15 protein-coding genes are annotated in these 20,767 nt (G+C 73.1%); 3 read left to right on the top strand and 12 right to left on the bottom strand.

Annotated elements, in window-relative coordinates:
* Positions 1-13: 13 nt before the first annotated feature.
* From C464_RS12125 to C464_RS12105, 5 genes are all read right to left on the bottom strand, one after another.
* Positions 14-361: a cupin domain-containing protein gene (locus C464_RS12125; protein WP_006114000.1), complete on the bottom strand. Its 348-nt coding sequence runs from the start codon at positions 359-361 to the stop codon at positions 14-16.
* Positions 358-1,146: an SDR family oxidoreductase gene (locus C464_RS12120; RefSeq protein ID WP_006113999.1), complete on the bottom strand. Its 789-nt coding sequence runs from the start codon at positions 1,144-1,146 to the stop codon at positions 358-360. Before C464_RS12120 ends, C464_RS12125 begins: the two co-directional genes overlap by 4 nt.
* A gap of 114 nt (positions 1,147-1,260) precedes the next feature.
* The gene (locus C464_RS12115) at positions 1,261-2,559 is read right to left on the bottom strand and encodes a DUF362 domain-containing protein (protein WP_006113998.1); all 1,299 of its coding nucleotides are present in this window, start codon (positions 2,557-2,559) and stop codon (positions 1,261-1,263) included.
* 46 nt (positions 2,560-2,605) lie between these two features.
* Positions 2,606-3,916 carry a Zn-dependent hydrolase gene (locus C464_RS12110; RefSeq protein WP_006113997.1) on the bottom strand — a complete coding sequence of 437 codons (1,311 nt, stop codon included), beginning with the start codon at positions 3,914-3,916 and terminating at the stop codon, positions 2,606-2,608.
* Between the two features lie 60 nt (positions 3,917-3,976).
* Entirely contained in the window at positions 3,977-4,309 is a 333-nt protein-coding gene (locus C464_RS12105; protein WP_006113995.1) for a hypothetical protein, read from the bottom strand.
* 95 nt (positions 4,310-4,404) lie between these two features.
* Between C464_RS12105 and C464_RS12100 the strand changes: the two genes are divergently transcribed.
* Positions 4,405-4,617 (top strand): PLDc N-terminal domain-containing protein, encoded by a 213-nt coding sequence (locus tag C464_RS12100; RefSeq protein ID WP_006113994.1) that lies wholly within the window; start codon positions 4,405-4,407, stop codon positions 4,615-4,617.
* 57 nt (positions 4,618-4,674) lie between these two features.
* Here the strand turns inward: C464_RS12100 and C464_RS12095 are convergent, their stop codons facing one another.
* From C464_RS12095 to malA, 3 genes are all read right to left on the bottom strand, one after another.
* Positions 4,675-5,703: a sodium:calcium antiporter gene (locus C464_RS12095; protein ID WP_006113993.1), complete on the bottom strand. Its 1,029-nt coding sequence runs from the start codon at positions 5,701-5,703 to the stop codon at positions 4,675-4,677.
* Positions 5,704-5,707: 4 nt separating this feature from the next.
* The gene (malQ, locus tag C464_RS12090) at positions 5,708-7,198 is read right to left on the bottom strand and encodes a 4-alpha-glucanotransferase (RefSeq protein ID WP_006113991.1); all 1,491 of its coding nucleotides are present in this window, start codon (positions 7,196-7,198) and stop codon (positions 5,708-5,710) included.
* Between the two features lie 116 nt (positions 7,199-7,314).
* Positions 7,315-9,408 carry an alpha-amylase MalA gene (gene malA / locus C464_RS12085; RefSeq protein WP_006113989.1) on the bottom strand — a complete coding sequence of 698 codons (2,094 nt, stop codon included), beginning with the start codon at positions 9,406-9,408 and terminating at the stop codon, positions 7,315-7,317.
* 127 nt (positions 9,409-9,535) lie between these two features.
* Between malA and C464_RS12080 the strand changes: the two genes are divergently transcribed.
* A complete protein-coding gene (locus C464_RS12080; RefSeq protein ID WP_193366018.1) occupies positions 9,536-14,254 on the top strand; it encodes a glycoside hydrolase family 15 protein in 4,719 nt (1,572 codons plus the stop codon).
* Positions 14,255-14,306: 52 nt separating this feature from the next.
* On the opposite strand, the gene C464_RS12075 is transcribed toward C464_RS12080, so the two are convergent.
* Positions 14,307-14,759, bottom strand: coding sequence for a hypothetical protein (locus C464_RS12075; RefSeq protein WP_006113987.1), 453 nt, complete (start codon positions 14,757-14,759; stop codon positions 14,307-14,309).
* Positions 14,752-16,608: a MutS-related protein gene (locus C464_RS12070; RefSeq protein ID WP_006113986.1), complete on the bottom strand. Its 1,857-nt coding sequence runs from the start codon at positions 16,606-16,608 to the stop codon at positions 14,752-14,754. The genes C464_RS12075 and C464_RS12070 overlap by 8 nt, the downstream gene beginning before the upstream one ends.
* 146 nt (positions 16,609-16,754) lie before the next feature.
* Here C464_RS12070 and C464_RS12065 point away from each other — a divergent pair, with 146 nt between their 5' ends.
* The gene (locus C464_RS12065; RefSeq protein WP_006113985.1) at positions 16,755-17,429 is read left to right on the top strand and encodes an MBL fold metallo-hydrolase; all 675 of its coding nucleotides are present in this window, start codon (positions 16,755-16,757) and stop codon (positions 17,427-17,429) included.
* A gap of 7 nt (positions 17,430-17,436) precedes the next feature.
* Here the strand turns inward: C464_RS12065 and C464_RS12060 are convergent, their stop codons facing one another.
* Both C464_RS12060 and C464_RS12055 read right to left on the bottom strand, forming a co-directional pair.
* The gene (locus C464_RS12060) at positions 17,437-18,585 is read right to left on the bottom strand and encodes an acyl-CoA dehydrogenase family protein (RefSeq protein WP_006113984.1); all 1,149 of its coding nucleotides are present in this window, start codon (positions 18,583-18,585) and stop codon (positions 17,437-17,439) included.
* Positions 18,586-18,646: 61 nt separating this feature from the next.
* Complete coding sequence (locus tag C464_RS12055) at positions 18,647-20,761, bottom strand: class I adenylate-forming enzyme family protein (protein WP_006113983.1); 2,115 nt, start codon at positions 20,759-20,761, stop codon at positions 18,647-18,649.
* Positions 20,762-20,767 lie beyond the last annotated feature (6 nt).

Raw genomic sequence — 20,767 nt, 5'->3', positions numbered from 1 at the left:
GTTCACGCTCCGGTCACTCATCGCGGTCGGTCCAGAAGTCGAACGACCGGCCGGGCGCGAACACGTCGAGCCCGACCGCCCGCTCGTCGCCGGTGTTCTCGACGCGATGCGGCTCGTTCGCCTCCAAGAGGACGGAGTCGTTCGGCTCCAGCGTGACTTCCTCCTCGTCGGTGACGACCGTCAGTTCCCCTTCGAGGCAGAGACACACCTGTTCGTTCTCGTGGTCGTGGAGCGGCGAGGAGTGGTCCGGCGGCTTCTCGAACCACTCGAACGAGAGGCGGTCGCTGCCCGCCATCGACACGCGTCGCCACCCGTCTTCGGGCTCGTACGTCTCCGCCTCGTCGAACGCGACCGCCCTCATAGGTTCGACCCGGTCGCGCCGCCGTCGATCGGCAGCGCGGTACCGTTGATGAACCCGGACTTCGGCGAGGAGAGGAACGCGACGGTGTCGCCGAGCTCCATCGGGTCGCCGATACGTTCGAGGGGGTTGCCGGCCCACTCCGCGAGTCCCTCCTCGTACGTGTCGTACTCGCCGCGGTCGACGGCGTCGTTCACGAGCTCCCGGATCCGGGACGTCTCGTGTGGCCCCGGCAACACGGCGTTCGCTCGGATCTCCGGCGCGAACTCCTTCGAGAGCGTCTTCTCCAGCCCGATGACGCTCATCCGGACCGAGTTGGACAACACGAGGCTGTCGAGCGCCTCCTTCACGCTCCGCGAGGTGATGTTCACGATGGTGCCGCCGTCGCCCTCGCGGAGGTGCGGCTCGGCCTCGCGCGCGAGGCGAACGACGCTCATCACGAGCAGTTCGTAGGCCGCCGCCCAGTCCTCGTCGTCGGTCTCCAGGAACGCCCCCGACGGCGGCCCACCGGCGCTCGTGACGAGGTGGTCGAGGCCGCCGAACTCTTCGACGGTCCGCTCGACGAGGGCCGTGATGTCGTCCGGCTCGGTGAGGTCGCCGGGCTGGGCGACGACCTCGCCCGCCGCGACCGCCCCGACCTCGGTCTTCGCCTCCGCCAGTCGGTCTTCGTCGCGGCCGTTGATCACCACGTCGACGCCCTCCCGGGCGAGCGCCTTCGCCGATGCCTTTCCGAGCCCGCTCGACGACGCCGTGACGAGCGCCGCGTTCCCGGCTATTTCGAGGTCCATGTGCGCAGGGTACACGGTTCGGACCGAAAACGTTTCCCTGGAGGCAAGGGCCCCGGCGTCCCGCCCCCGCGGTCCGCGGCGCGCGCGCGACGATGAGAACAGCCGGTCGCCCGGTCAGGCCTCGTCGAACGCCGCCGTCCCGTCGTCGAAGTCGAGCGTCGCCCGCCCGACGACCGTCGCGTCCGCGGGGAGGTCGGGGACGACGGTCTCCGACGCCCACAGCTCGTCGAGCTCCTGCGTGTTGCGGATCCAGAGCACCCGCGCCTCGTCGGAGTCGTCGCCCCCGAGCGCGGCGAGCGCGGTCCGGAGCGCGAACTCGTCGTCGGGGGCGACGACCGGGAGCTTCCCCTTCGCGAGCGAGCCGCTCGTGAGGACGTTCGCGTACGTCTTCGTCGCGTCCAACTGCTCGACCGCCGCGGTTCTGGTGAGGTCCGCCAGCCCGATCCCGGTGCCGTTCCCGTGCGTCGCGTCCGTGAGTCCGCGGACGTAGATCAGCTTCACCTTCGGCGTCTCCGGGTCCGGCGCGTTCAGCACCCGGTAGCGCCCGACGACGTTGGTGTCCATCCCGGCCCCGGATATCTCCTTACCGATCTCGTCGACGACGAGCAGGTCGACGTCGTCGACCGGCAGCGTCGGCATCTCCGCGTTCGCCCGGTCTAACAGTGCCGGCTCGCGGTCGAGAAACGCGTCGCCGGGGACGCCATCGACCGCGCAGAGCCGCTCGTCGGCGTTCTCGACGAGCGCGACCCCGCCAACCAGCCCCGCGGCCGCCGCGACGGGCTCCAGCGCCGCGGTGAGCGCCTCCACGTACCCCTCGGGTATCGCCGTCGAGTGGAACGCCTTCGCGCCGCGCTGTTTCCCCAACCCGACGACGGCCATCTTCGTCAGCCCGCTCTCTATCGGCCCGGTGAAGTTCGTGTGCGCCTTCACCCGGTTGACGACGAGCGTCGCGTCCGCCTCCAGCGCGGCCTCCGCCACGTGGACCGTCAGCTCGCCGTCGCCGACCGCCACGGCCTCCACCGGGCTCGTCGCCATCCGGGCGTCGACCGGCGCGCCGACGCGCTCCGCCGTGACGCCGAGTTCTTCGAGCACTTCCAGCTGGCCCGCCGGCGTCGCGCCCCCGTGACTCCCCATCGCCGGCACGACGACCGGGTCGAACCCGCGGTCGTCGAGCCCCGCGACGACGGCCGCGACGACCGAGCCGTACGCGTGGATCCCCCGCGACCCCGCCCCGACGGCGACGGTCGCGCCCGGGGGCAGCCCGTCGAAGTCGAGCCGGTCCAGTTCGTCGCGCGCGACCGCCGCCGGGTCGTCGAGCGCGTCGGTCGCGGGCTCCCGGCGGACCCGAACGAACTCCGGCATCGGGCGGGGGTCGATCAGCCCGTCGACGTCCTCGCGGTCCGGAAACTCCATGCCGGGCGGGTGGCGCGCCCGATACAAATACGTGCGCCCCGGAGCGTCACTCGTCGACCGCGACGCGCGCGAGCGCCCCCGCGAGCACCTCGGTCGCGGCCGCGCAGTCGTCCCAGTCGGTCCACTCGCGAGGGTTGTGCGAGATTCCGTCCCGAGACGGGGCGAACAGCAGCGACGCGTCCGTGGCGCGCGCGACCCGCATGGCGTCGTGGGCCGCCCCGGAGTGGAGGTCGATCGCCTCGCGCCCGACCGCGTCGGCCGCCTTGTGTGCGGCCCCACGGAGGCGGTCGCTCATCGGCGTCGGCGCGACGTCGAACGGCCGCTCGAACTCGGTCTCGACGCCCCGCTCGCGCTCCAGCCGCGCGAGCGAGTCGCGGGCGGCGTCGACGATCGCCTCCATCGACGCGGCCTCGACGTCGCGGACGTCCACCGCGGCCTCGACCCGACCGGGGACCACGTTCGTCGCGTTCGGCTCGACCGACAGCGACCCGACGGTGCCCACGGCCGAGGGCGACGACGACGCCACGACCTCGTTCGCGGCGGCCTCGACGTCCAACACGAACTCGCTCGCGGCCGCGAGCGCGTCGGTCCGCTCGTCCATCGGGGTCGCGCCCGCGTGGTTCGCCTCGCCCGCGATCGCCGCCTCGCAGTGGGTGATGCCGGTGATCGTCGTCACGACGCCGACCGCCGCGCCCGCCGCTTCGAGGACCGTGTCCTGCTCGATGTGGAGCTCGTAGAACGCCGCCCACGACGCGGGGTCGAGCGTCGTCGGCTCGCCGGCCTCGCCGGTCGGCGTGGCGGCGTCGACCGCGCTCCCCCCGCGGTAGCCGATCCGGTCGAGGGCCTCGCCGAGCGGATCGCCGTCCGCGTTCGACAGCCCGAGCGCGTCGTCGAGCGCCAGTTCGCCGGTCGCGACCGACGACCCCAACAGCCCGTTGCCGAAGGTGCCGCCCTCCTCCTCGGTGAAGCTGACGACGCCGACCGGCCGGTCCGGCTCGACCCCGGCGTCGCGCATCGCGCGGACCCCCTCCAGCGCGGCGTACACCCCGAGCGGGCCGTCGAAGATCCCGCCCTCCGGGACGCTGTCGAGGTGGCTCCCCGAGACGACCGGGGCCGCCCCGGGGTCGGCGCTCGCCGGCGTCCACGTCCCGAGGACGTTGCCGACGGCGTCGACGGTCACGTCGAGGCCGGCGTCGCGGAGGCGCTCGACCAGCCGGTCTCTGGCTCGACGGTTCGCCTCCGTCCCCGTTCGATTCGTTCGCGCGTGCGCGTCCGGGTCGTCAGTCTCGACGCGGCCGAACGCCGCGTTCGCCTCGATGTCCGCGCGGAGCCGGTCCGCGTCGACTGGGAGCGTCATACCTGAGCCGGGCGCTCCGCGATCAAAACGGTTCGGGCTCCGGCGGTCGCGTCGGCCCGGTCACCCGCCGCGCCGCGCGAGCCAGTAGCCGGCCGACCCCAGCCCGATTCCGGCCGCGAACGCGCGGCTCGCCGCCCTCCCGTCGATCGACCGCCCGGCCGCGACGCCGAGCGCCGACCACGCCAACGCGATCCCGAGGCTTCGCCCGGGGCCGCCGCGGAACCGCCGACAGCCCGCGGTCGCCCGCGCGTGCCGGTAGAGGTAGCCGACCGCGAACCCGGTCGCGAACGGTGCCGCCGGAACCCCCTCGCCGCCGGCCCGCGACAACGCGAGCAGCCCGACGCCCCAGAGACACTCGGTCGCGACACCGACCGCGCGCACGACGCCAACCATGCATACTGTTCGCATTCGTCACGAATAGCCGTTTCGCCGCGAGCGCACCCCGACCCCGAAGACACTTTGCGCGCGGCGTCGTGGTGTCAGCCGACATGTCCCCGTTGCTCCTCCAAGGCGCGGCGGCCGGTATCGCCCTCCTGATCAGCCTCGGCCTCCTCGTCGTCCACCTCGCGATGATCGTGTGGACGTACTCGGACGCGCAGAGCCGCAGCGACCACCCGCCGATCCTGTGGGCGCTCGTCGTGTTCTTCGCGCCGCTGCTCGGGATCCTGCTGTACCTCATCATCGGCCGCGACTCCTACTGAACCGCCGTCTCGCGCACCGTCGGTGACGGTCCTCCGGGACTGTTCCCGTCGGATCGCTCAGACGCCCCGCAGAACGCTCGTCGCCCCGACGCTCTCGGCGACGACCCACGCGACGAACAGCCCGTACGCCGCGAGCAGCGCGTACGACTCGCGCGCGTCGAGCGTGAGGCTCGTCCGGAGCGTCACGAAGAGGAGGACGGTCGCGGCAGTCAACACGCCGAGCATCGGCACCGCCGTCGAGAAGTTGACGGCGACCTCGCCGACGATCAGCACGCCGAGCGGGATCGCGACGAGCAGGTCGAAGGTGTTCGACCCCAGCACGTTCCCGAGGCTCGTCGCGCCGCGGTCCTCCCGCGCCGTCCGAACGCTGACGAGGGTGTCCGGCAGGCTCGTCGCGGCCGCGACGACGGTGACCCCGGCGAGGAACTCGGGGATCCCGAAGGTGACGCCGAGCGACTCCACCGACGCCACGAGGCGCTCGACGGTGACGACGATGATCGCGAGCCCGCCGCCGAGCCTCGCCCACTCGCGGCGGACGTCGACTCCGTCGCGCACGGGGTCGATCCGCGCGTCGTCGACGTCCTGGTACTGGATGAAGAGGTACAGGCCGTACAGCGCGAGCGGGATGACCGCGAGCGAGCGCGGCATGGTCCCGACGATCGGGTCCGTCGACACGGGGAAGTAGATCACCGCCAGCGCGAACGTCACGACCAGCGCGGAGACGGCGAGCATGTAGAACTGCGCCTCCTTGTACACGATCGCTCGGCTGGCCTCGAGGTCCTCGTCGCTCCCGAGCCCGGACGCCGCGGGGATCACGAGGACGTTGAAGATGGCCGACCCGACGAGCGCGCCCACGCCCATGTCGAAGACGCCCGTGACGGCGGTGACGAGGACGCTCACGAGTTCCGGGAAGCTCGACCCGACCGCGACGACGACCGACCCCTGAACCACCGCCGGGAGTCCGTAGTACCCGGAGAGGGTCTCGGCGGCCTCCTCCAACCAGCCGCTCCCGATCCAGATGAAGGCCGTCGCCGCGGCGATCACGAGGACGTGGAGGAGCGGCGAGTCGGGGAGGGCTCCCGTCACGGGGCTAGCGCACGTGTTTCCCGCCGAGTTCCCACAGCCGGTCCGCGACCGCGTCGTCGAGGTCGTCTCGGGCGACGCGCCACTCCCAGTTGCCGTCCAGCGTCCCGGGCTCGTTGAACCGCGACTCGGAGCCGAGCCCGAGCAGGTCTTGGACCGTCGTCACGGCGAGGATCGCGTCCGAACCCCACACCTCGTCGATGATCGCCCACTCGGACGGCTCGTCGGGGTCGCTCCCGACGTTGTACCGGAAGCAGTCGCGCTGCTCGGCCGGGAGGTCGGCGAAGTAGCCGGCCCACGTGTCGGTGTCGTGCGTCGAGGTGTAGCCGACGACGCCCTCGTCGTAGTGCATCGGCTGGTACTCGTTCCCCTCCGCGCACCAGTCGGCGTACTGCGGGACGCGCATCCCCGGGAAGCCGAACTCGGCCATCAGCCCGTCCATCGCGGGCTCCTCGAAGCCGAGGTCCTCGGCGATGAACGGGGTCTCACCGAGCTCGCGCTCGACCGCCTCGAACAGGTCGCGCCCCGGGCCGTCGCGCCACTCGCCGTCCGCGGGGTCGTCGCTGTCGGCGGGGATCGCCCAGTACTTCACGAACCCGAGGAAGTGGTCGAGCCGCGCCACGTCCGCGAGGTCGAACAGCCGGCGGAACCGATCGAGCCACCAGTCGTACCCCGACTCGGCGAGCCGCTCCCAGTCGTACAGCGGGTTCCCCCACCGCTGGCCGTCGTCGCCCGCGTTCGGCGGGACGCCCGCGACCGCGGTCGGGCGGTTCCCCTCGTCGAGCCGGAACGCCTCCGGGCTCGCCCACACGTCCGCGGAGTCGAGCGCGACGTATATCGGCACGTCGCCGACGATCGAGACGCCTTCGTCGGCCGCGACCGCGCGGAGGTCGCGCCACTGGCGGTCGAACGTCCACTGGACGAACGCGCGGAACCGGACCTCCGCGGCGTGCTCCTCGCGCGCCTCGGCCAGCGCGTCCGGGTCGCGCGTCCGCAGCGGCGCGGGCCACTCCGTCCACACGTCCTCCGGCCGGGCGTCCGAGAGCGCTCGGAACAGCGCGTAGTCGCCGAGCCACGGCTCGCGCTCGCGGAACGCGTCGAGCGCCGCGCGGTCGTCCTCGGTCGCCCGCTCCTCGAACCGCTCGAAGGCGGTCCGCAACAGCGGGAGCTTGTACTCCCGCACCGCGTCGTAGTCGACCCGGCCCGTTGGGAACTCGGGGACCGGACGCAGGTCGTCGGCGTCGAGCCAGCCGTCGTCGACGAGCCCCTCGGGGTCGACGAACAGCGGGTTGCCGGCGAACGCGGACGGCGACTGATACGGTGACTCCCCGGCCACGGAGAGCGTCGGCCCGATCGGACAGATCTGCCAGTGGTCGACGCCGGCGTCGCCGAGGAACGAGAGGAACTCGCGCGCGCCCTCGCCGAGGTCGCCGATCCCGTACGCCCCCGGCAGCGAGGTGACGTGACAGAAGACGGCGTCGGAGCGGTCGAATCGCATACGCCACCCTGTGCCCCCCACCGACTTCAAACGTTGCGTACGCCCCGGCCGCGTCCGGAGGGTCGAGGCCGTACGAGCCCCGGTCCGCCGACTCGCCGAGCGCGCCCGCGGGGCCGCTACTCTTCCGCGACCGACACCACCGCAACCTCGTCGACGCGGATCCGCTCGGTCCCGTCGGCGTCCTCGACGATACATCGTTCGCCGGTGACCAAGTCGCGCTCGCCGTGGTCGGCCTCGACCGCGACGCTCGCGTCCGCGGGCGCGAAGTTGAGGACGACGACGAGTTCCTCGTCGCCGTCGCGCCGCCGGAACGCGACCACGTCGTCGGGGTGGACGTCGCCGCTCGCGACGATCGGTCGCTCCGAGAGGTCGCCGCTCGCGACGTGGTAGTCGACCCGCGAGACGTCGCCGGCCGGCCCGAGCGCCGGGTGCTCCCGCCGCGTCGCGAGCAGGCGCTCGTAGCGGTCGCGGACGTCTCCGCGCGCGTGATCCCACGCGATCGCGTCCCGCCGGCCGCGCTGACCGATCTCCTGGCCGGCGTACACCATCGGCACGCCCGGCAGGGTCATGATCGCCGCGCCCGCGGCGGCCGCGGCGGCGTCGCCGCACTCGACGCGGTAGCGCGTCTCGTCGTGGTTCTCGATGTACTGGAGGAACTCCGCGTGGTCCGGGAACCCGATCTCGGCGCGCTGGTCGATCGCGTCGAGGACGCTCGCCGCCGGCTCCGCCCCGCGGCCGACCTGCCGGAGCTGGAAGTACAGCGTCGCGTCGAAGTGGACGTCGAACATCCCCTCGTGGAAGCCGGGGATGTACGGGATCGTCTCGTCCATCAGGAGGAACTCGCGGTCGATGTCCTTCACGCGGTCGCGCAGCTCGCGCCAGAACGAGTCCGGGACCGCCCACGCCATGTCGCAGCGGAACCCGTCGACCAGCGGCGCCCACTCGTCGACCACGTCGAGCAGGAACCGCCGCACGTCGAGGTTCGCGTGGTTCAGGTTCGCGATGAGCTCCCAGTCGAAGTAGGTGCCCGGCTCGCCCGACGCCTGCCACTCGTACCGGTCGCGGTACGGGGAGTCGGGGTTCCGGTAGGCGTCGCGGAACCACTCGTGGTCGCGCGCGGTGTGGTTGGCGACGAAGTCGAACAGCACGCGCATCCCGTGGTCGTGAGCGGTCTCGACGAGCGCCTCGAAGTCGGCGCGGTCGCCGAGGTCGTCGGCCGTGTCGAAGAAGTCGACGATGTTGTAGCCGTGCGGCTTCCCGTCGTGCCCGAGCACCGGCGTGAGCCAGAGCGTGTCGACGCCGAGGTCCGCGATCCGGGGGATCCGCTCCGCGATCGCGTCGAACGCCGCGCCCTCGTCGGCGTCCGCGAAGGTCCGGACGAATATCTCGTAGACGGAGGCCTCACGCGTCCACGCCGGCGGCTGGTTGAGTCGCACCGTCTCGAAGTCGGGCGCGCCCGGCGTCAGCGCGGCCTCGCCGCCGGCGTCGTCGGCCGCGGACGGGCCCCGCACGACGGCGGCCGCGTCCGCGACGCTCACTCGCGGGTCGCCGTCCGGGTCGTGCGCGACGGCGACGGCGTGAACCCGGAGGCGGTCCGGGACCGCGTCGAGCGGCACGCGGAGCTCGCGGCCGTCCTCGCTCACGCGCAGCGCGTCCCGCGGATTAGTGCGTCCCGTCTCGACGGCGCTGGCGACGTCGCGGTCGTCGACGACGAACGTCACCGAGAGGTCGTCGGCGTCGAGCGCGGACTCCGGGTTCGGCGTCGCGACCGCGGAGAACACCGCCGATCCGGTGCGCTCGCTCTCCGACTCGCCGCGCTCTTCGAACGCGACGCCCGCGTCCACTTCGACCCGCGGGCGAGCCACGCCCTCGCGTCGCTCTTGCGCGGCGTAGTCGATCGGCCCGTCGTCCGCGTCGCGGTCGCGTATCGCGGTTCCGCTCCCGCCGGACACGTCGATGCCCTCGTAGCTCGCGGGGAACGCGCGGACCGTGAGCAGGTGGTCGCCGTCCGGCGCGTCGAGTCCGAGCAGGTAGCGGCCGGGTACGTCGGGCGTGAACTCGGTCACGGCGTCGTCGCCGACGGTCGCCTCGCTGCCGGGCGGGGCGTCGGCGACGCGCCAGGCGTACGTCGCGTCCGGGTTCGGGTCTCTCGGCGCCAGTTCCGTCCGCTCGCCGGTCGCGAGGAAGCGTGGGGGTCCGGGGTGGTGCATGTGACGCCCATCGACGCCCGGGGCCTTCGTTGTTGCTCTTGTTTCGGCGGTCTTCGCCCCGCGAAGCGCCCGTTCGGATACCGGCCGCGGTCGTCAAGGCTTTTACTCCGGCAGGCGCAGACCGGGTATGCGATTGCGTACCGCCCTTACGGAGCACGAACGTCGGCGCGGGGAGCGCTACCCGGCGGAACACTCGATGACCGCCGGCGCGTTCACCGGCGACGACGGCCGACTGGTCCACGTGGGGCCGGACGGGACCGTCCACGACTGTTCGTACTCCCTCTCCGAAGTCGGCGGCGCGGACCGGCTCCGGATGGGGATCACCGCCGGGCGCGGCGTCCGCTGGTTCGACGACCTCGAGACGACCCGCCAACACTACGACGGCGACACACCGCTCGTCGAGACCGAGTACGACGCCGGCCGCTACACCATCCACCAGTTCGACCTCGTCGTGAGCGACACCCACCTGACCCACGTCGAACTCCGCGGGTCGCCCCCCGCCGACGCCGAACTCGTGGCCGCCTACGCGTTCTCGCCCGACATGGTCGAGGGCCGCGTCGGCAACATGGTCCACGACGGGGCCGGTCCCGACGACGGCGGCGTCGTCGAGGTGTACCACCGGACCGAACACGACTTCCTCACCGCCTCGACCGGCCTCTCGAACGCCCACGGCCAGCGGCTGCGGACGATCCCGGAACTGCTCGGCGAGGAGGACGACGGCTTCCCGCACCGCGGCGAGATCGACCGCCGCGAGGACTCGCGGCTCACCCCGGACGTCGTCGTCCGCGCCCCCTTCGAGCGCGACGGGCGCACGGAGCGCGTCACGCTCGCCGGGCGCGCCGTCGTCGACCGCCGCGCGGCCCGCGACACCGGCGACGACGCGAAGGACGCCCTCACGGACGGGACCGACCGCCAGCGCCGGATCGAGGCGGTGTCGAACATCGCCACCGCGTACCCCGACGCCGGCGACCTCCGCGAGGCCGCGGACGGGCGGGGTCCGAACGTCCCGACCGACGCCCCGCGCCGGTCGGTGATCGCGAGCGACCTCCGCGCGCTCGACCTGCTCACCGCGGAGTCCGGAGGTCGGATCGCCGCCCCAGAGTTCGACCCGTTCTACTCCACCTCCGGCGGCTACGGCTACACGTGGTTCCGGGACGAGGCGACCGTCTCGACGGCGCTGCTCGGCGCGAGCGACGAGCTCGGCCTCGACGCCGACGAGGAACTGCTCGCGGCAGCGAGCTTCTTCTGTCGGACGCAGGACGCCGACGGCTCGTGGCCCCACCGCGTGTGGGCCGACTCCGGGAAGGTCGCGCCCGGCTGGGCGAACGCCCGGATCGAGGGCGCGAACGCGACTCCGGGCCCGAACGACCAGCTCGACCAGCCCGCCACGGTCGTCGCGTTCCTCGCCGGCCTCCGCCGCGAGGCCGACCTCCCGGCGGAGTGGCGCGACCGGATCGACGAGACGATCGCCGACGCCGTCGACTTCCTCTTAGAGACCACCGAGGACGACGGGCTCCCCCGCCGCTGTCAGAACTGCTGGGAGAACGCGCTCGGCCGCTTCACCCACACCGGCGCGGAGTACCTCCGGGCGTTCGCCGCGGTGGCGCGCGCGCCGGTCGACGAGGCGCTCCGGGCCGACGCGGCGGCCGCCGCGGACGCGGCGCTCTCGGGGCTCGACGCCCGCTGGAACCCGGACACGGGGCGGTTCCTCCAGCGCGCGAGCGAGGAGGGCCGGGACGCCCGCGCCGACGCGAGCACCTTCGCGCTCGCGACCGCGACCGCCGAGTACGCGGCACTCCTCGACGACGCCGCCGACGACGGCGCGGCCGAGGGAGACGCAGCGGCCACCGACGGCTCCGGCTCCGCCGGCGTCGACCCCGTCGCGTCGAGCGAGTTCGACCGCTTCCTCGACCGCGTCAACACCCACGTCCGGCAGTCGATCGAGGCGCTCCGGCGCGAGACCGCCGCCGTGGAGGGGCTCGTCAGGTTCACCGGGGACGACTGGCGCACGGCCGAGCAGGGGGCCGCGAAGGTGTGGTCGATCGCGACCCTGTGGGGCGCGACCGCGGCGGCGACGCTCGCCGGCGTCGTCGAGGAGCGCGGCGGGGCGGCCGAGCCGCTGTTCGCCGACGCCCGCGACCTCTACGCGCTCTGCGGGCCGGACGGCCCCTTCGTCAACGAGGCGGGGCTGTTCGCGGAGCAGGTGTTCGACGACGGCGACCTCGACAGCGCGACCCCCATCGCGTGGTCCCACGCCCTCCGGATCGACGCCACGGTGACGCTCGCGAGCCACGGCGAGCTCCCCGTCCCGCACGACCGCGAGACCGGCCCCGAGGCGGCGCCGCACTGGACCACCGGCCGGAAGTTCGGCGTCGGCACGCCCGCCGACTACGAGGCCGACGAGCCCGTGCCGGTGTGGTTCACGCTCACCGAGGGGGCGCTCACCGAGGCGCGGTTCCCCCGGATCGACGTGATGAACGTCCGGACGGTCGACTTCCTCGTCGCCGACCCCGACTCCGACTACGCGATCCGGACCTTCGACGAGACGGGCCACGTCTCTACGACGGAGACGATCGAGCGGACGACGGAGCCGGCGGCCGACGACGCGCTCGCGTACGTCCAGACGATCCGCGAGACCGGCGACGGCCACGGCCACACGTGGACGCTCCGCGTCGAGTACGCGGTCGACACGGACGGCGCCGCGATCCTCGCCGACGTCCGGTTCGAGGGGAGCCGCGAGTACGACGTGTACGCCCTCGCCGACGTGACCATCGCCAACGTCGGCACGGACGACCGCGCCGAGCGGGCCGACGGCGACGCCGGGGCGCACCTGCTCGCGCGCAAGGACGACCCCGACCGCGAACCCGGCAAACTCGTCGACGCCGAGGGCGAGACGTTCGACACCGCGCTCGCCCTGGCGAGCGGCGGCGGGTTCGACTGGGCGAGCGCGCTCCCGGCCGGCGGCGAGGCGGCGGACGCGCTGTTCGGCGACGGCGAGCGCGTCGAGGAGTCGACCGAGGCGACCGGCAACGTCGTCCTCGCCGGCCTCGTCGGCAGCGGCGAGATCGTCATGGACACGGTCGCGCTCGGGTTCGCCGAGGCGTCGGACACCGCCGCCGCCCTCGGCGAGGCGGAGGGGGCGCTCTCGCGCGGCTTCGACGACGTCGCGGACGCGTACGCCGAGACGTGGCGCGCGTGGCTCGCGGACCGCGACCTCCCCGACTCGGTGACGGACGCGCCCGACCTCGCGTCGCAGTACCGGTTCGCGCTGATGACGTTGGCCGCCGTCGAGGACAAGGCCCAGGACGGTGCGGGGATAGCGAGCCCCTCCGTCCCTTGGGGCGAGACCGAGTACGCCGCGGAGAAGCGCGGCTACGGCTACAACTTCGTCTGGTCGCGCGACCTCTATCAGGTGTTCACGGCGCTGATCGAGATGGACGAACTCGAACGCGGCGCGGACGCGCTGGCGTACCTCTACAACACCCAGCAGGACGACGACGGGTTCCTCCCGCAGAACACCTACATCGACGGCCGGACCCGGTGGGGCGGCGAACAGATGGACAACATCGCGTTCCCCTCGGTGATGGCCTGGCAGCTGTACGAGCGCGGCGTGACGCTCGCCGACGCGGGCTACACCTACGACCAGGTCAGCCGCTCGCTCGACTACATCGCCGAGAACGGCCCCGAGACCGCCCAGGAGCGCTGGGAGGAGGAGGCCGGCTACTCCCCGTCGAGCATCGCCGCCGAGATCGCCGGGCTGGTCTGCGGCGCGGCGCTGGCGCTCGCGGAGGCCGACCGCCGCGAGGCGGACGGCTCGTCGACGGCCGCCGAGTCGCCCGACTCCCTCCGCGCCGACGCGCTCGCGTGGCTGGGGCTCGCGGACGACTGGACGGCGCGCGTCGAGGAGTGGACCGCCACCGCGACCGGGACGGACCGCCACGAGGAGACGCCGTACTACCTCCGGATCACGGCCGACGGCGACCCCGAGTCCGGGCGACCCCGGACCATCGCCAACGACGGGCCGACGTACGACGAGCGGGAGATCATCGACGGCGGGTTCCTCGAACTCGTCCGACTGGGGATCAAGCCGGCCGACGACCCCGTCGTCCGCAACTCCGTCTCCGTCGTCGACGACTCGATCCGAGTGGACACGCCGCACGGCGCGGCTTGGTACCGGTACGTCGGCGACGCGTACGGCGAGATCGCCGTCGGCGACCCCGGCGCGCCGTGGGCCGGCACCGGCGACGGCCGCGGCCGCCTCTGGCCCATCTTCACCGGCGAGCGCGGCGAGTACGAACTGCGCGCTCGCGCCGACGGCCCGGACGCCTTCGGCGGCACGGACGACGAGGCCCTCGAACCCGAGACTCTGCTGGAGACGATGGCCGGGTTCGGTAACTCCGGGCTGATGCTCCCGGAGCAGGTGTGGGACCGCGAACACCCGACGAAGTACGGCTGGGAGTTCGGCGAGGGTACCGGTGGGGCGACCCCCCTCGCGTGGTCGATGGCCGGCTTCGTCCGGCTGGCGCACGGCGTCGACGCGGGCGAACCCGTCGAGACGCCGACGGTCGTCCGCGACCGGTACGTCGAGCGCGACCGTCCCGCGGGACCGGAGCTGACCGCGACCGCCGAGTTCGTCGGGGATTCGGTCGCCGTCGCCGGCGAGACCGACGCCGCTCGCGTGGCCGTCCACACCCGGAAGACGTCGCGCCTCGTGACGCCCGACGCCGACGGCGCGTTCGAGGTCGACCTCGACGCCGCGACCGACGCCGACACCGTCGTGGTCGCGGCCGCGACCGACGAGGCGTTCGAGACCGCCGGCACGTCGGTCGAGCGGATCCGGCTGTAGCCCTCGCCAACTGAACTCCCGGCGGCCTCCCTCTTTTCGGGGGACTGGCCGTCTACCCGAGCGCGTTCACGTCGACGGTGCGGACCTCGCCGCCGACCTCGATATCGACCGTCGAGCGGACGCGCTCGCGCACGGTCTCGCGCCACGCCTCGACGTTCGCGGCGTGTCGCTCTCGGCGCGTCTCGAGGTCCGCGTCGGGGAGCTCGGCGGCCGTGTCGTCAACCTCGGGATACGGGGGGACCTCCGCGACGAGGTCCCGGGGGTCGACGTGGATCGGCCCGGGAGCGTCGGCGGGCGAACCGCCGCCGTCCTCGCCGGCCCCCCCGGCGTCGAGCGCGTGGAGGCGCGCCCGCATCCGCCCGGAGAACGGCGGCGTCGCGCGGAGGACGACCTCGCGGTCGCTCCGGAGCGTGGCTTCGAGCGCGTTCGCCACGTCCTCGCGGTGGACCGCGACCGACCGGATCCGGTCGGGGCCGGCCGCGTCGTCCGCCGGCTCCTCAGTCATCGTTCGCCGCCCACTCGGCGTCCGAGAGCGTTCGCTGGACCGCCTCCTCCCCGACCGCGCCGGCGAGGTGTTCGAAGCCGGCGCGGACCCCGCGGTCGCCGGCGTTCGCGACCAGCCGCGAGACGATGAACTCCGGCGTCGACTTCCCGACCGTCTCGAACCGCGGCTGGTAGTCGACGCGGAGCTCCAGGTCGTTCGTGAGCCCCTCCGCGAAGATCCCGTCGATCCGCGCGGCGTCCGGCAGCGGACTCAGGTCTTCGGCCAGGTGCGTGACGTAGACGCCCAGCGCGCCGCGGTCGACCGTGAGCGTCACCAGCCCGTTCAGCAGGTCGGCGGCGCGACCCGGCTCGGTGATCGCCTCGAACTCGTCGACGAGCATCAGCGTGCGGCCGTCCGCGACCAGCGGCGGGACGACCGACTTCAGCGTCGACTCCAGCACGCCGGCGTTGAACGAGGCGTGTCGGCGGTGGAAGACGATCCGATCGAACGTTCCGACCTCGGCCGCGTCGGCGGGCACGGGCAGCCCCATCGACGCGAGCAGCGCCACCGCGCAGAGCGTTTCGAGGAGGGTCGTCTTCCCGCCGGAGTTCGCCCCGGTAAGGACGCTCACGCGGTCGCCGGTCGGCGGCGCGTCAGCGCTCGCGACGCCGGACGCGTCCGCGAGCGAGTGCGAGCCGACGCCGTACGAGACCGGCTGGACGTCGCCGCCGAGGAAGGGATTCCGCGCGCCGCGCACCGCGATGCCGTCGTCGACGAGCGTCGGGCGGACGTGCCCGTTCTCGGCCGCGAACCGCCCGAGCGACAGCAGGAAGGCGGCGTCCGAGACCGCGGCCGCGGCGCGGGCGACGGTGGTGTCTCCGCCCCCGTTCGCTCCGTCCTCGTCGCCGTCGTCGTCACCGTTCGCGCCGCTCGGGTCGTCCCCCAAGCGCTCGCGGACGTCGGCCGCGACGGCGGCCTCGCGCTCGTCGACCGCCGATTCGAGTTCGACGACGAGGTCCCGCAGCGTCCCGGAGACGAAGTCCGCGGCGTCGAGCGCCTCGTCGGGCGCGGCAGACCGGACCGTGGCCGGCTCGACGCCCGTCTCGCGGGCGACGTGGTCGATCGTCGCCGACTCCAGCGCCTCGAAGTCGCGGAGGCTCCCGTCGCGGACCGATTCGAGCACGTCGAACGCGGAGTCCGCGAGGTCGCGCGCGGCCGACAGCCGCCCGCGAAGCCGGTCCAGGTCCGCGTCCGCGCCCGCGGCGATCTCGATGTCGTCGCCTTCGAGCCCGCCGGCGGGGTCGATCGACCCTCGCACGTCGGCGAGCGCGTCGGCCGCGTCGCGCAGTCGGCCCCCGTCCAGCGCGCCGACGTCGGCGAACGGTCCCGCCGTCAGCCCCGCCTCGCGGAGCGCGACGGCGGTCTCCACGGCGGCGAGATCGGATCCGTCCGCCTCGTCGTACGCGTCGAACGCCTCCGCGACGGCCTCCCGGTCCGATTCGTCGAGGTCGGCCCACGCGTCGCGGGCGGCGACGACCCGGTCCAGCCGCGCCTCGACGGCGTCGCGGTCGAGGAGCGGGGTCAACACCCGAATCCGGTCGGCCGCGTGCGCGGTCAGCGCCTCGCCCGCCGCCAGCGCGAGCAGGTCGTCGTACACGGAGCGCGCGTCGCTCGTCGCGAGGACGTCCATCCCGGCCTCCCCGCTCGCCCGGCGGAGGATGCGGGTCGCTCGGCCGCGGTGGAGCCCCGCGTCGACGAGCGCGCGGACGTCGGCCGACTCGATCGCCTCGACCGCCCGCTCGGTCCCGAGGGCCTCGGTGAGCCGCTCGCTCGTCTTCGGGCCGATCCCCCAGTAGTCCTCCAGTCGCATACCCCGTGGTGTCGCCCCGGCGTCTTGGCGCTTTCGTCGCCCGCGCCGCCGGCGGCGGCCGCGCGAGACGCCGCCGCGGGTCCGGTCCCCGCGTCTCCGTTTCCGCCACGACAGCGTTCATACCGTCCTGCCACCTACTCGCGGCCATGGGGACCGAGATCGCGGACGGCGTCTGGCGACTCGACTGCGGCGGAGTCAACGCGTACCTCGTCTCCGACGACGTGCCGACGCTCGTCGACGCCGGGACGCCGTGGGACGAGGACGCGATCCGCGACGGGCTCGACGACGCCGGCGTCGAGGTCTCGGAGATCGGTCGCGTCCTGCTCACCCACTACGACCTCGACCACGTCGGAACGCTGGCGGCGCTGGCCCCCGACCTCGACGCGCCGGTGTACGCGTACGGCTTCGACGCGCAACTGCTGCGGGGGGTGCGGTCGCCGCCGCTGCGGAACCACAAGGGGCTGATCCAGCGGCTCGGCGGCCTCGTCACCGACCTGCCCGACCTCGACGTCGTCGGCGTCCGCGACGGCGACGCGATCGGCTCGTTCGCGGCGTACCACACGCCCGGTCACACGCCGGGCCACCTCGCCTACGTCAGCGAGGAACTGGGCGTCGCGCTGCTGGGCGACCTCGTTTCGGAGTCGGACGGCGAGTTGAACGAGTCGGGCTGGATAATAAGCTACGACACGGCCGAGGTCGCCGCGAGCGTCCGGTCGCTCGCGGAGCGCGCCCCCGCGTTCGACGTCGCCTGCGTCGGGCACGGCGACCCGCTCACCGCCGACGGCGACGGCGAGCTTCGCCGACTGGCGGCGACGCTCTGAGGGGCTCCTAGCGCGACTGCCGGTAGATGAGGTTGCGCTGGATGTCGTTCGCGCCCTCGTAGATCACCGGGATGCGCACGTCGCGGTAGACGCGGGCGATCCGGCGGTCGGTGAGGTTCGACCGGCCGCCGTGGAGCTTCATCCCCTTCTCGGCGCAGTCGGTGGCGACCTCGGTGGACTTGGTCTTCGCCAGCGCGGCCCAGTAGCCGGCGTCCGTTCCGTTCGCGACCTTCTCGCAGGCGCGCCAGTTGAGCGCGCGCGCCGACTCGAAGCCGATCCGCATGTCCGAGACCGTGTGCTGGACGGCTTGAAAATCGTCGATGGTGCGGCCGAACGCCTCGCGCTCGTCGATGAACGCCTCCGCCTCCTCGATGGCCGCCGCCGCGAGGCCGAGCCCGTGGCCCCCGACGATGACGCGGCCGTGGTTGAAGAAGTCGGCGAGGGCGTAGAACCCGCCGCCCTCGCTGCCGACGACGTTCTCCTCGGGGACGAAGCAGTCCTCGAAGACGATGTGGCCCTGCTTGGACGCGCGCATCCCCATCTTCTCGGGGATGTGCTCGGCCTCGTAGCCGTCCGAGTCCGTCTCGACGATGAACAGCGTGTAGTTCGAGTAGCGGTCGTCGCCCTCGCCGGTCTTGGCGTAGACGGTGAGCCAGTCGGCCTCGACCGCGTTGCCGACCCAGTACTTCTCGCCGGTGAGCTCGTAGCCCCCCTCGACCTTCTCGGCCTTCGTCGTCATCCCTGCCAGGTCCGAGCCGGTCTGCGGCTCCGACACCGCGAGCCCCGAGAGCTGCTCGTTCTCGGCCACCGGCCGGAGGTACTTCTCCTTCTGCGCTTCCGTGCCGTAGTCTTCGACCATCTCGGCACCGAAGCTGGCGAGCTGGAGGGTGAGCGCGATGCCGGCGTCCGCGCGGTAGAACTCCTCCGCCATGGCGAGCACCTGCGCGAGGTCGAACCCCCTCCCGCCGTACTCCTCGCCGATGTCCTGGGCGACGAGGCCGGCGTCCATCCCCGCTTCGAGCACTTCCCACGGATACTCGCCGGTGTCGTAGTACGACTCGGCGTTCGGGGCGATGTACTCGTCGGCGAACTCGCGGGCCTCCTGTTTGACGTCTCGCGCGCGCTCCGGCACGATGCTGTCGTCGAACAACTCCATAACACCACTGTGGCCCCCGCCGACAAAACGTTCGTGGAACAACGAAGAACTTCGTGAGAGTTTACGAACCGTCGACCGCGTCCGCGCCGTTCCCACCGTCGCCGTCCGCGCCGTCCTCGTCGTCGGAACTCTCGGAGTCCGCGTCGCTCTCGGCGTCGACGACATCCGTGTCGGCCCCGGCGTCGGTGGAATTCGCGTCGCTCTCGGCGTCGCCGACATCCGTGTCGGACCCGGCGTCGGTGGAATTCGCGTCGCCCTCGGCGTCGACGGCGTCGGTGGTGGCGCTAACCGATTCCGACGCGACCTCGTCGGCGTCGGCGATCTCGACTTCGACGTCGCCGTCCTCGGCGGCGGCGCCGTTCGACTCCGACGGCGGCTCGGCCGGGTCGGCCGGCTCGAACCCGGCCGTCTCTAGGTCCGCGTCGAGGTTCTCGCGCGGGTCCGACCCGCGCTCGCGGAGGACGGCCCGCGCCGCCTCCCTGTCGACCGTCCCCGAGACCGTGCGCGGGAGTTCCGTCGCGTACGCGACCGTCTTCGGAATCTTGAACGCGGCCAGTCGCTCGCGAGCGAAGGCGACGAAGGCGGCCTCGTCGATGGGGGCGGGCCCGATGCCGCCGGACCCGACGACCGACGCTGCGGATTCGTCGACCGAGTTGCGCGCTCCGGGTTCGTCGTCTGCGGAGTCGGTCTCCGCGGAGCCGGCTTCCGGGACCGCGCCGTTTCCGGCTGGCCCGCCCGCCGACGGGAGCCGGTCGCCGACGGCGACGAGCGCCGCGACGCGCTCGCCCCACACGTCGTCGTCGAGCCCGACCACGGCCACGTCGTCGACCTCGGCGTACTCCCGGAGCACGTCCGCGACCTCTCCCGGTTCGACGTTCTCGCCGCCGCTGATGATCCGGTCGTCGACGCGGTTGAGCACGTGGAGGTAGCCGTCCTCGTCGAACCGCCCCACGTCGCCGGTGTGGAGTCCGTGCGGACCGAAGTCCGACCGGTCGAGCTCCGAAGCGTCGATCCCGTTCAGGTCGACGGCGTCGAGAGAAGACGCCTCGCCTTCGTCGACGGCGTCGCCGCCGTCGCCCGCCTCACCCGCCCCCGCGGCGAGGTATCCCGGCGTGATCGTCGGCCCGTCGACGACGATCTCGCCGGTCTCGTCCGGCGCTACCGGGTTGCCCCCGTCGTCGACGACCGTCACGTCGGTGCCGAACAGCGGCCGGCCGACCGTCCCGATCCGGTCCCTCGTCTGCCTCGGCGTCGCCGTCGTGATCTGCGAGGCGGCCTCGGTCATCCCGTAGGTCGGGTAGACGGGGATCGAGTAGTCGCGACACCGCTCCAGCAGCTCCGCCGGCGCCGGCGCGCCGCCGAGCAGCACCACCCGGAGCGAATCCGACAGCGTCCCGCGCCGGTCGAGCATCCGCTTGAGCATGGTCGGCACGAGCGAGACGCCGGTCACGTCGTACGCGTCGATGTCGTCGGCGGTGCCGCCCGCGTCGAACCCCTCGCGCAACACGAGCGTCGTCCCGTACAGCACCGAGCGGTACACCGGCGCGAGCCCGCCCATGTGGTGGAGCGACAGGGACACGAGCCATCGGTCGTCGGCCTCGACGCCGAGGCGGAACGCGGAGGCGACCGCCGAGCTGTACACGTTGCCCGCGGTCAGCGGGACGGGCTTGGGCTCGCCCGTCGTCCCCGAGGTGAACAGCACGCAGAGCGGGTCTTCGAACGACCACGCCGGGGGGTCGAGCGCCGCCGGGTCGACGTCGTGGACGCCGGTCACGTCCGCGCTCGTCGGGTCGTCGACGGAATAGACGGGGACGCCCTCGATCTGCGACGCCGCCTCGGTCGCGGTCGGCTCGGTCGGCTCCGCGCAGACGACGGCGTCGAGGTCGGTCCGGTCGATCCGCGCGGCGATCTCGCGCGCCGTCAGCTCCGTGCCGAGCGGCACGAACGTCGCCCCGATCCGCATCGTCGCGTGGACCAACCCGACGGTCCCCACGTACGGGGGCGTGAGCACGCCGATCCGGTCGCCCTCGCCGAGCCCGTGCGCCACGAGCCGCCCCGCCGTCTCGGCGACGAGGCGATCGAGGTCGGTGTAGCTCCACGCCTCGCCGTCCTCGGCGCGGACGAGGGCGGTCCCGTCCGGCGACGAGGCCACGCGGTGAGAGAGCCAGTCGCGCATCGGTGT

It is taken from the genome of Halorubrum coriense DSM 10284 (assembly GCF_000337035.1).
Classification (GTDB): Archaea; Halobacteriota; Halobacteria; order Halobacteriales; family Haloferacaceae; genus Halorubrum; species Halorubrum coriense.
This window is presented reverse-complemented; position numbering and strand designations above follow the sequence as displayed.

Bases quoted from the DNA above. Each gene is read 5' to 3' on its own strand.
- C464_RS12075 (WP_006113987.1), bottom strand. From the start codon at position 14,759: ATGACTGAGGAGCCGGCGGACGACGCGGCCGGCCCCGACCGGATCCGG.
- C464_RS12055 (WP_006113983.1), bottom strand. From the start codon at position 20,761: ATGCGCGACTGGCTCTCTCACCGCGTGGCCTCGTCGCCGGACGGGACC.
- C464_RS12125 (WP_006114000.1), bottom strand. From the start codon at position 361: ATGAGGGCGGTCGCGTTCGACGAGGCGGAGACGTACGAGCCCGAAGAC.
- malQ (WP_006113991.1), bottom strand. From the start codon at position 7,198: ATGCGATTCGACCGCTCCGACGCCGTCTTCTGTCACGTCACCTCGCTG.
- C464_RS12120 (WP_006113999.1), bottom strand. From the start codon at position 1,146: ATGGACCTCGAAATAGCCGGGAACGCGGCGCTCGTCACGGCGTCGTCG.
- C464_RS12110 (WP_006113997.1), bottom strand. From the start codon at position 3,916: ATGACGCTCCCAGTCGACGCGGACCGGCTCCGCGCGGACATCGAGGCG.
- malA (WP_006113989.1), bottom strand. From the start codon at position 9,408: ATGCACCACCCCGGACCCCCACGCTTCCTCGCGACCGGCGAGCGGACG.
- C464_RS12065 (WP_006113985.1), top strand. From the start codon at position 16,755: ATGGGGACCGAGATCGCGGACGGCGTCTGGCGACTCGACTGCGGCGGA.
- C464_RS12100 (WP_006113994.1), top strand. From the start codon at position 4,405: ATGTCCCCGTTGCTCCTCCAAGGCGCGGCGGCCGGTATCGCCCTCCTG.
- C464_RS12105 (WP_006113995.1), bottom strand. From the start codon at position 4,309: ATGGTTGGCGTCGTGCGCGCGGTCGGTGTCGCGACCGAGTGTCTCTGG.
- C464_RS12080 (WP_193366018.1), top strand. From the start codon at position 9,536: ATGCGATTGCGTACCGCCCTTACGGAGCACGAACGTCGGCGCGGGGAG.
- C464_RS12070 (WP_006113986.1), bottom strand. From the start codon at position 16,608: ATGCGACTGGAGGACTACTGGGGGATCGGCCCGAAGACGAGCGAGCGG.
- C464_RS12115 (WP_006113998.1), bottom strand. From the start codon at position 2,559: ATGGAGTTTCCGGACCGCGAGGACGTCGACGGGCTGATCGACCCCCGC.
- C464_RS12060 (WP_006113984.1), bottom strand. From the start codon at position 18,585: ATGGAGTTGTTCGACGACAGCATCGTGCCGGAGCGCGCGCGAGACGTC.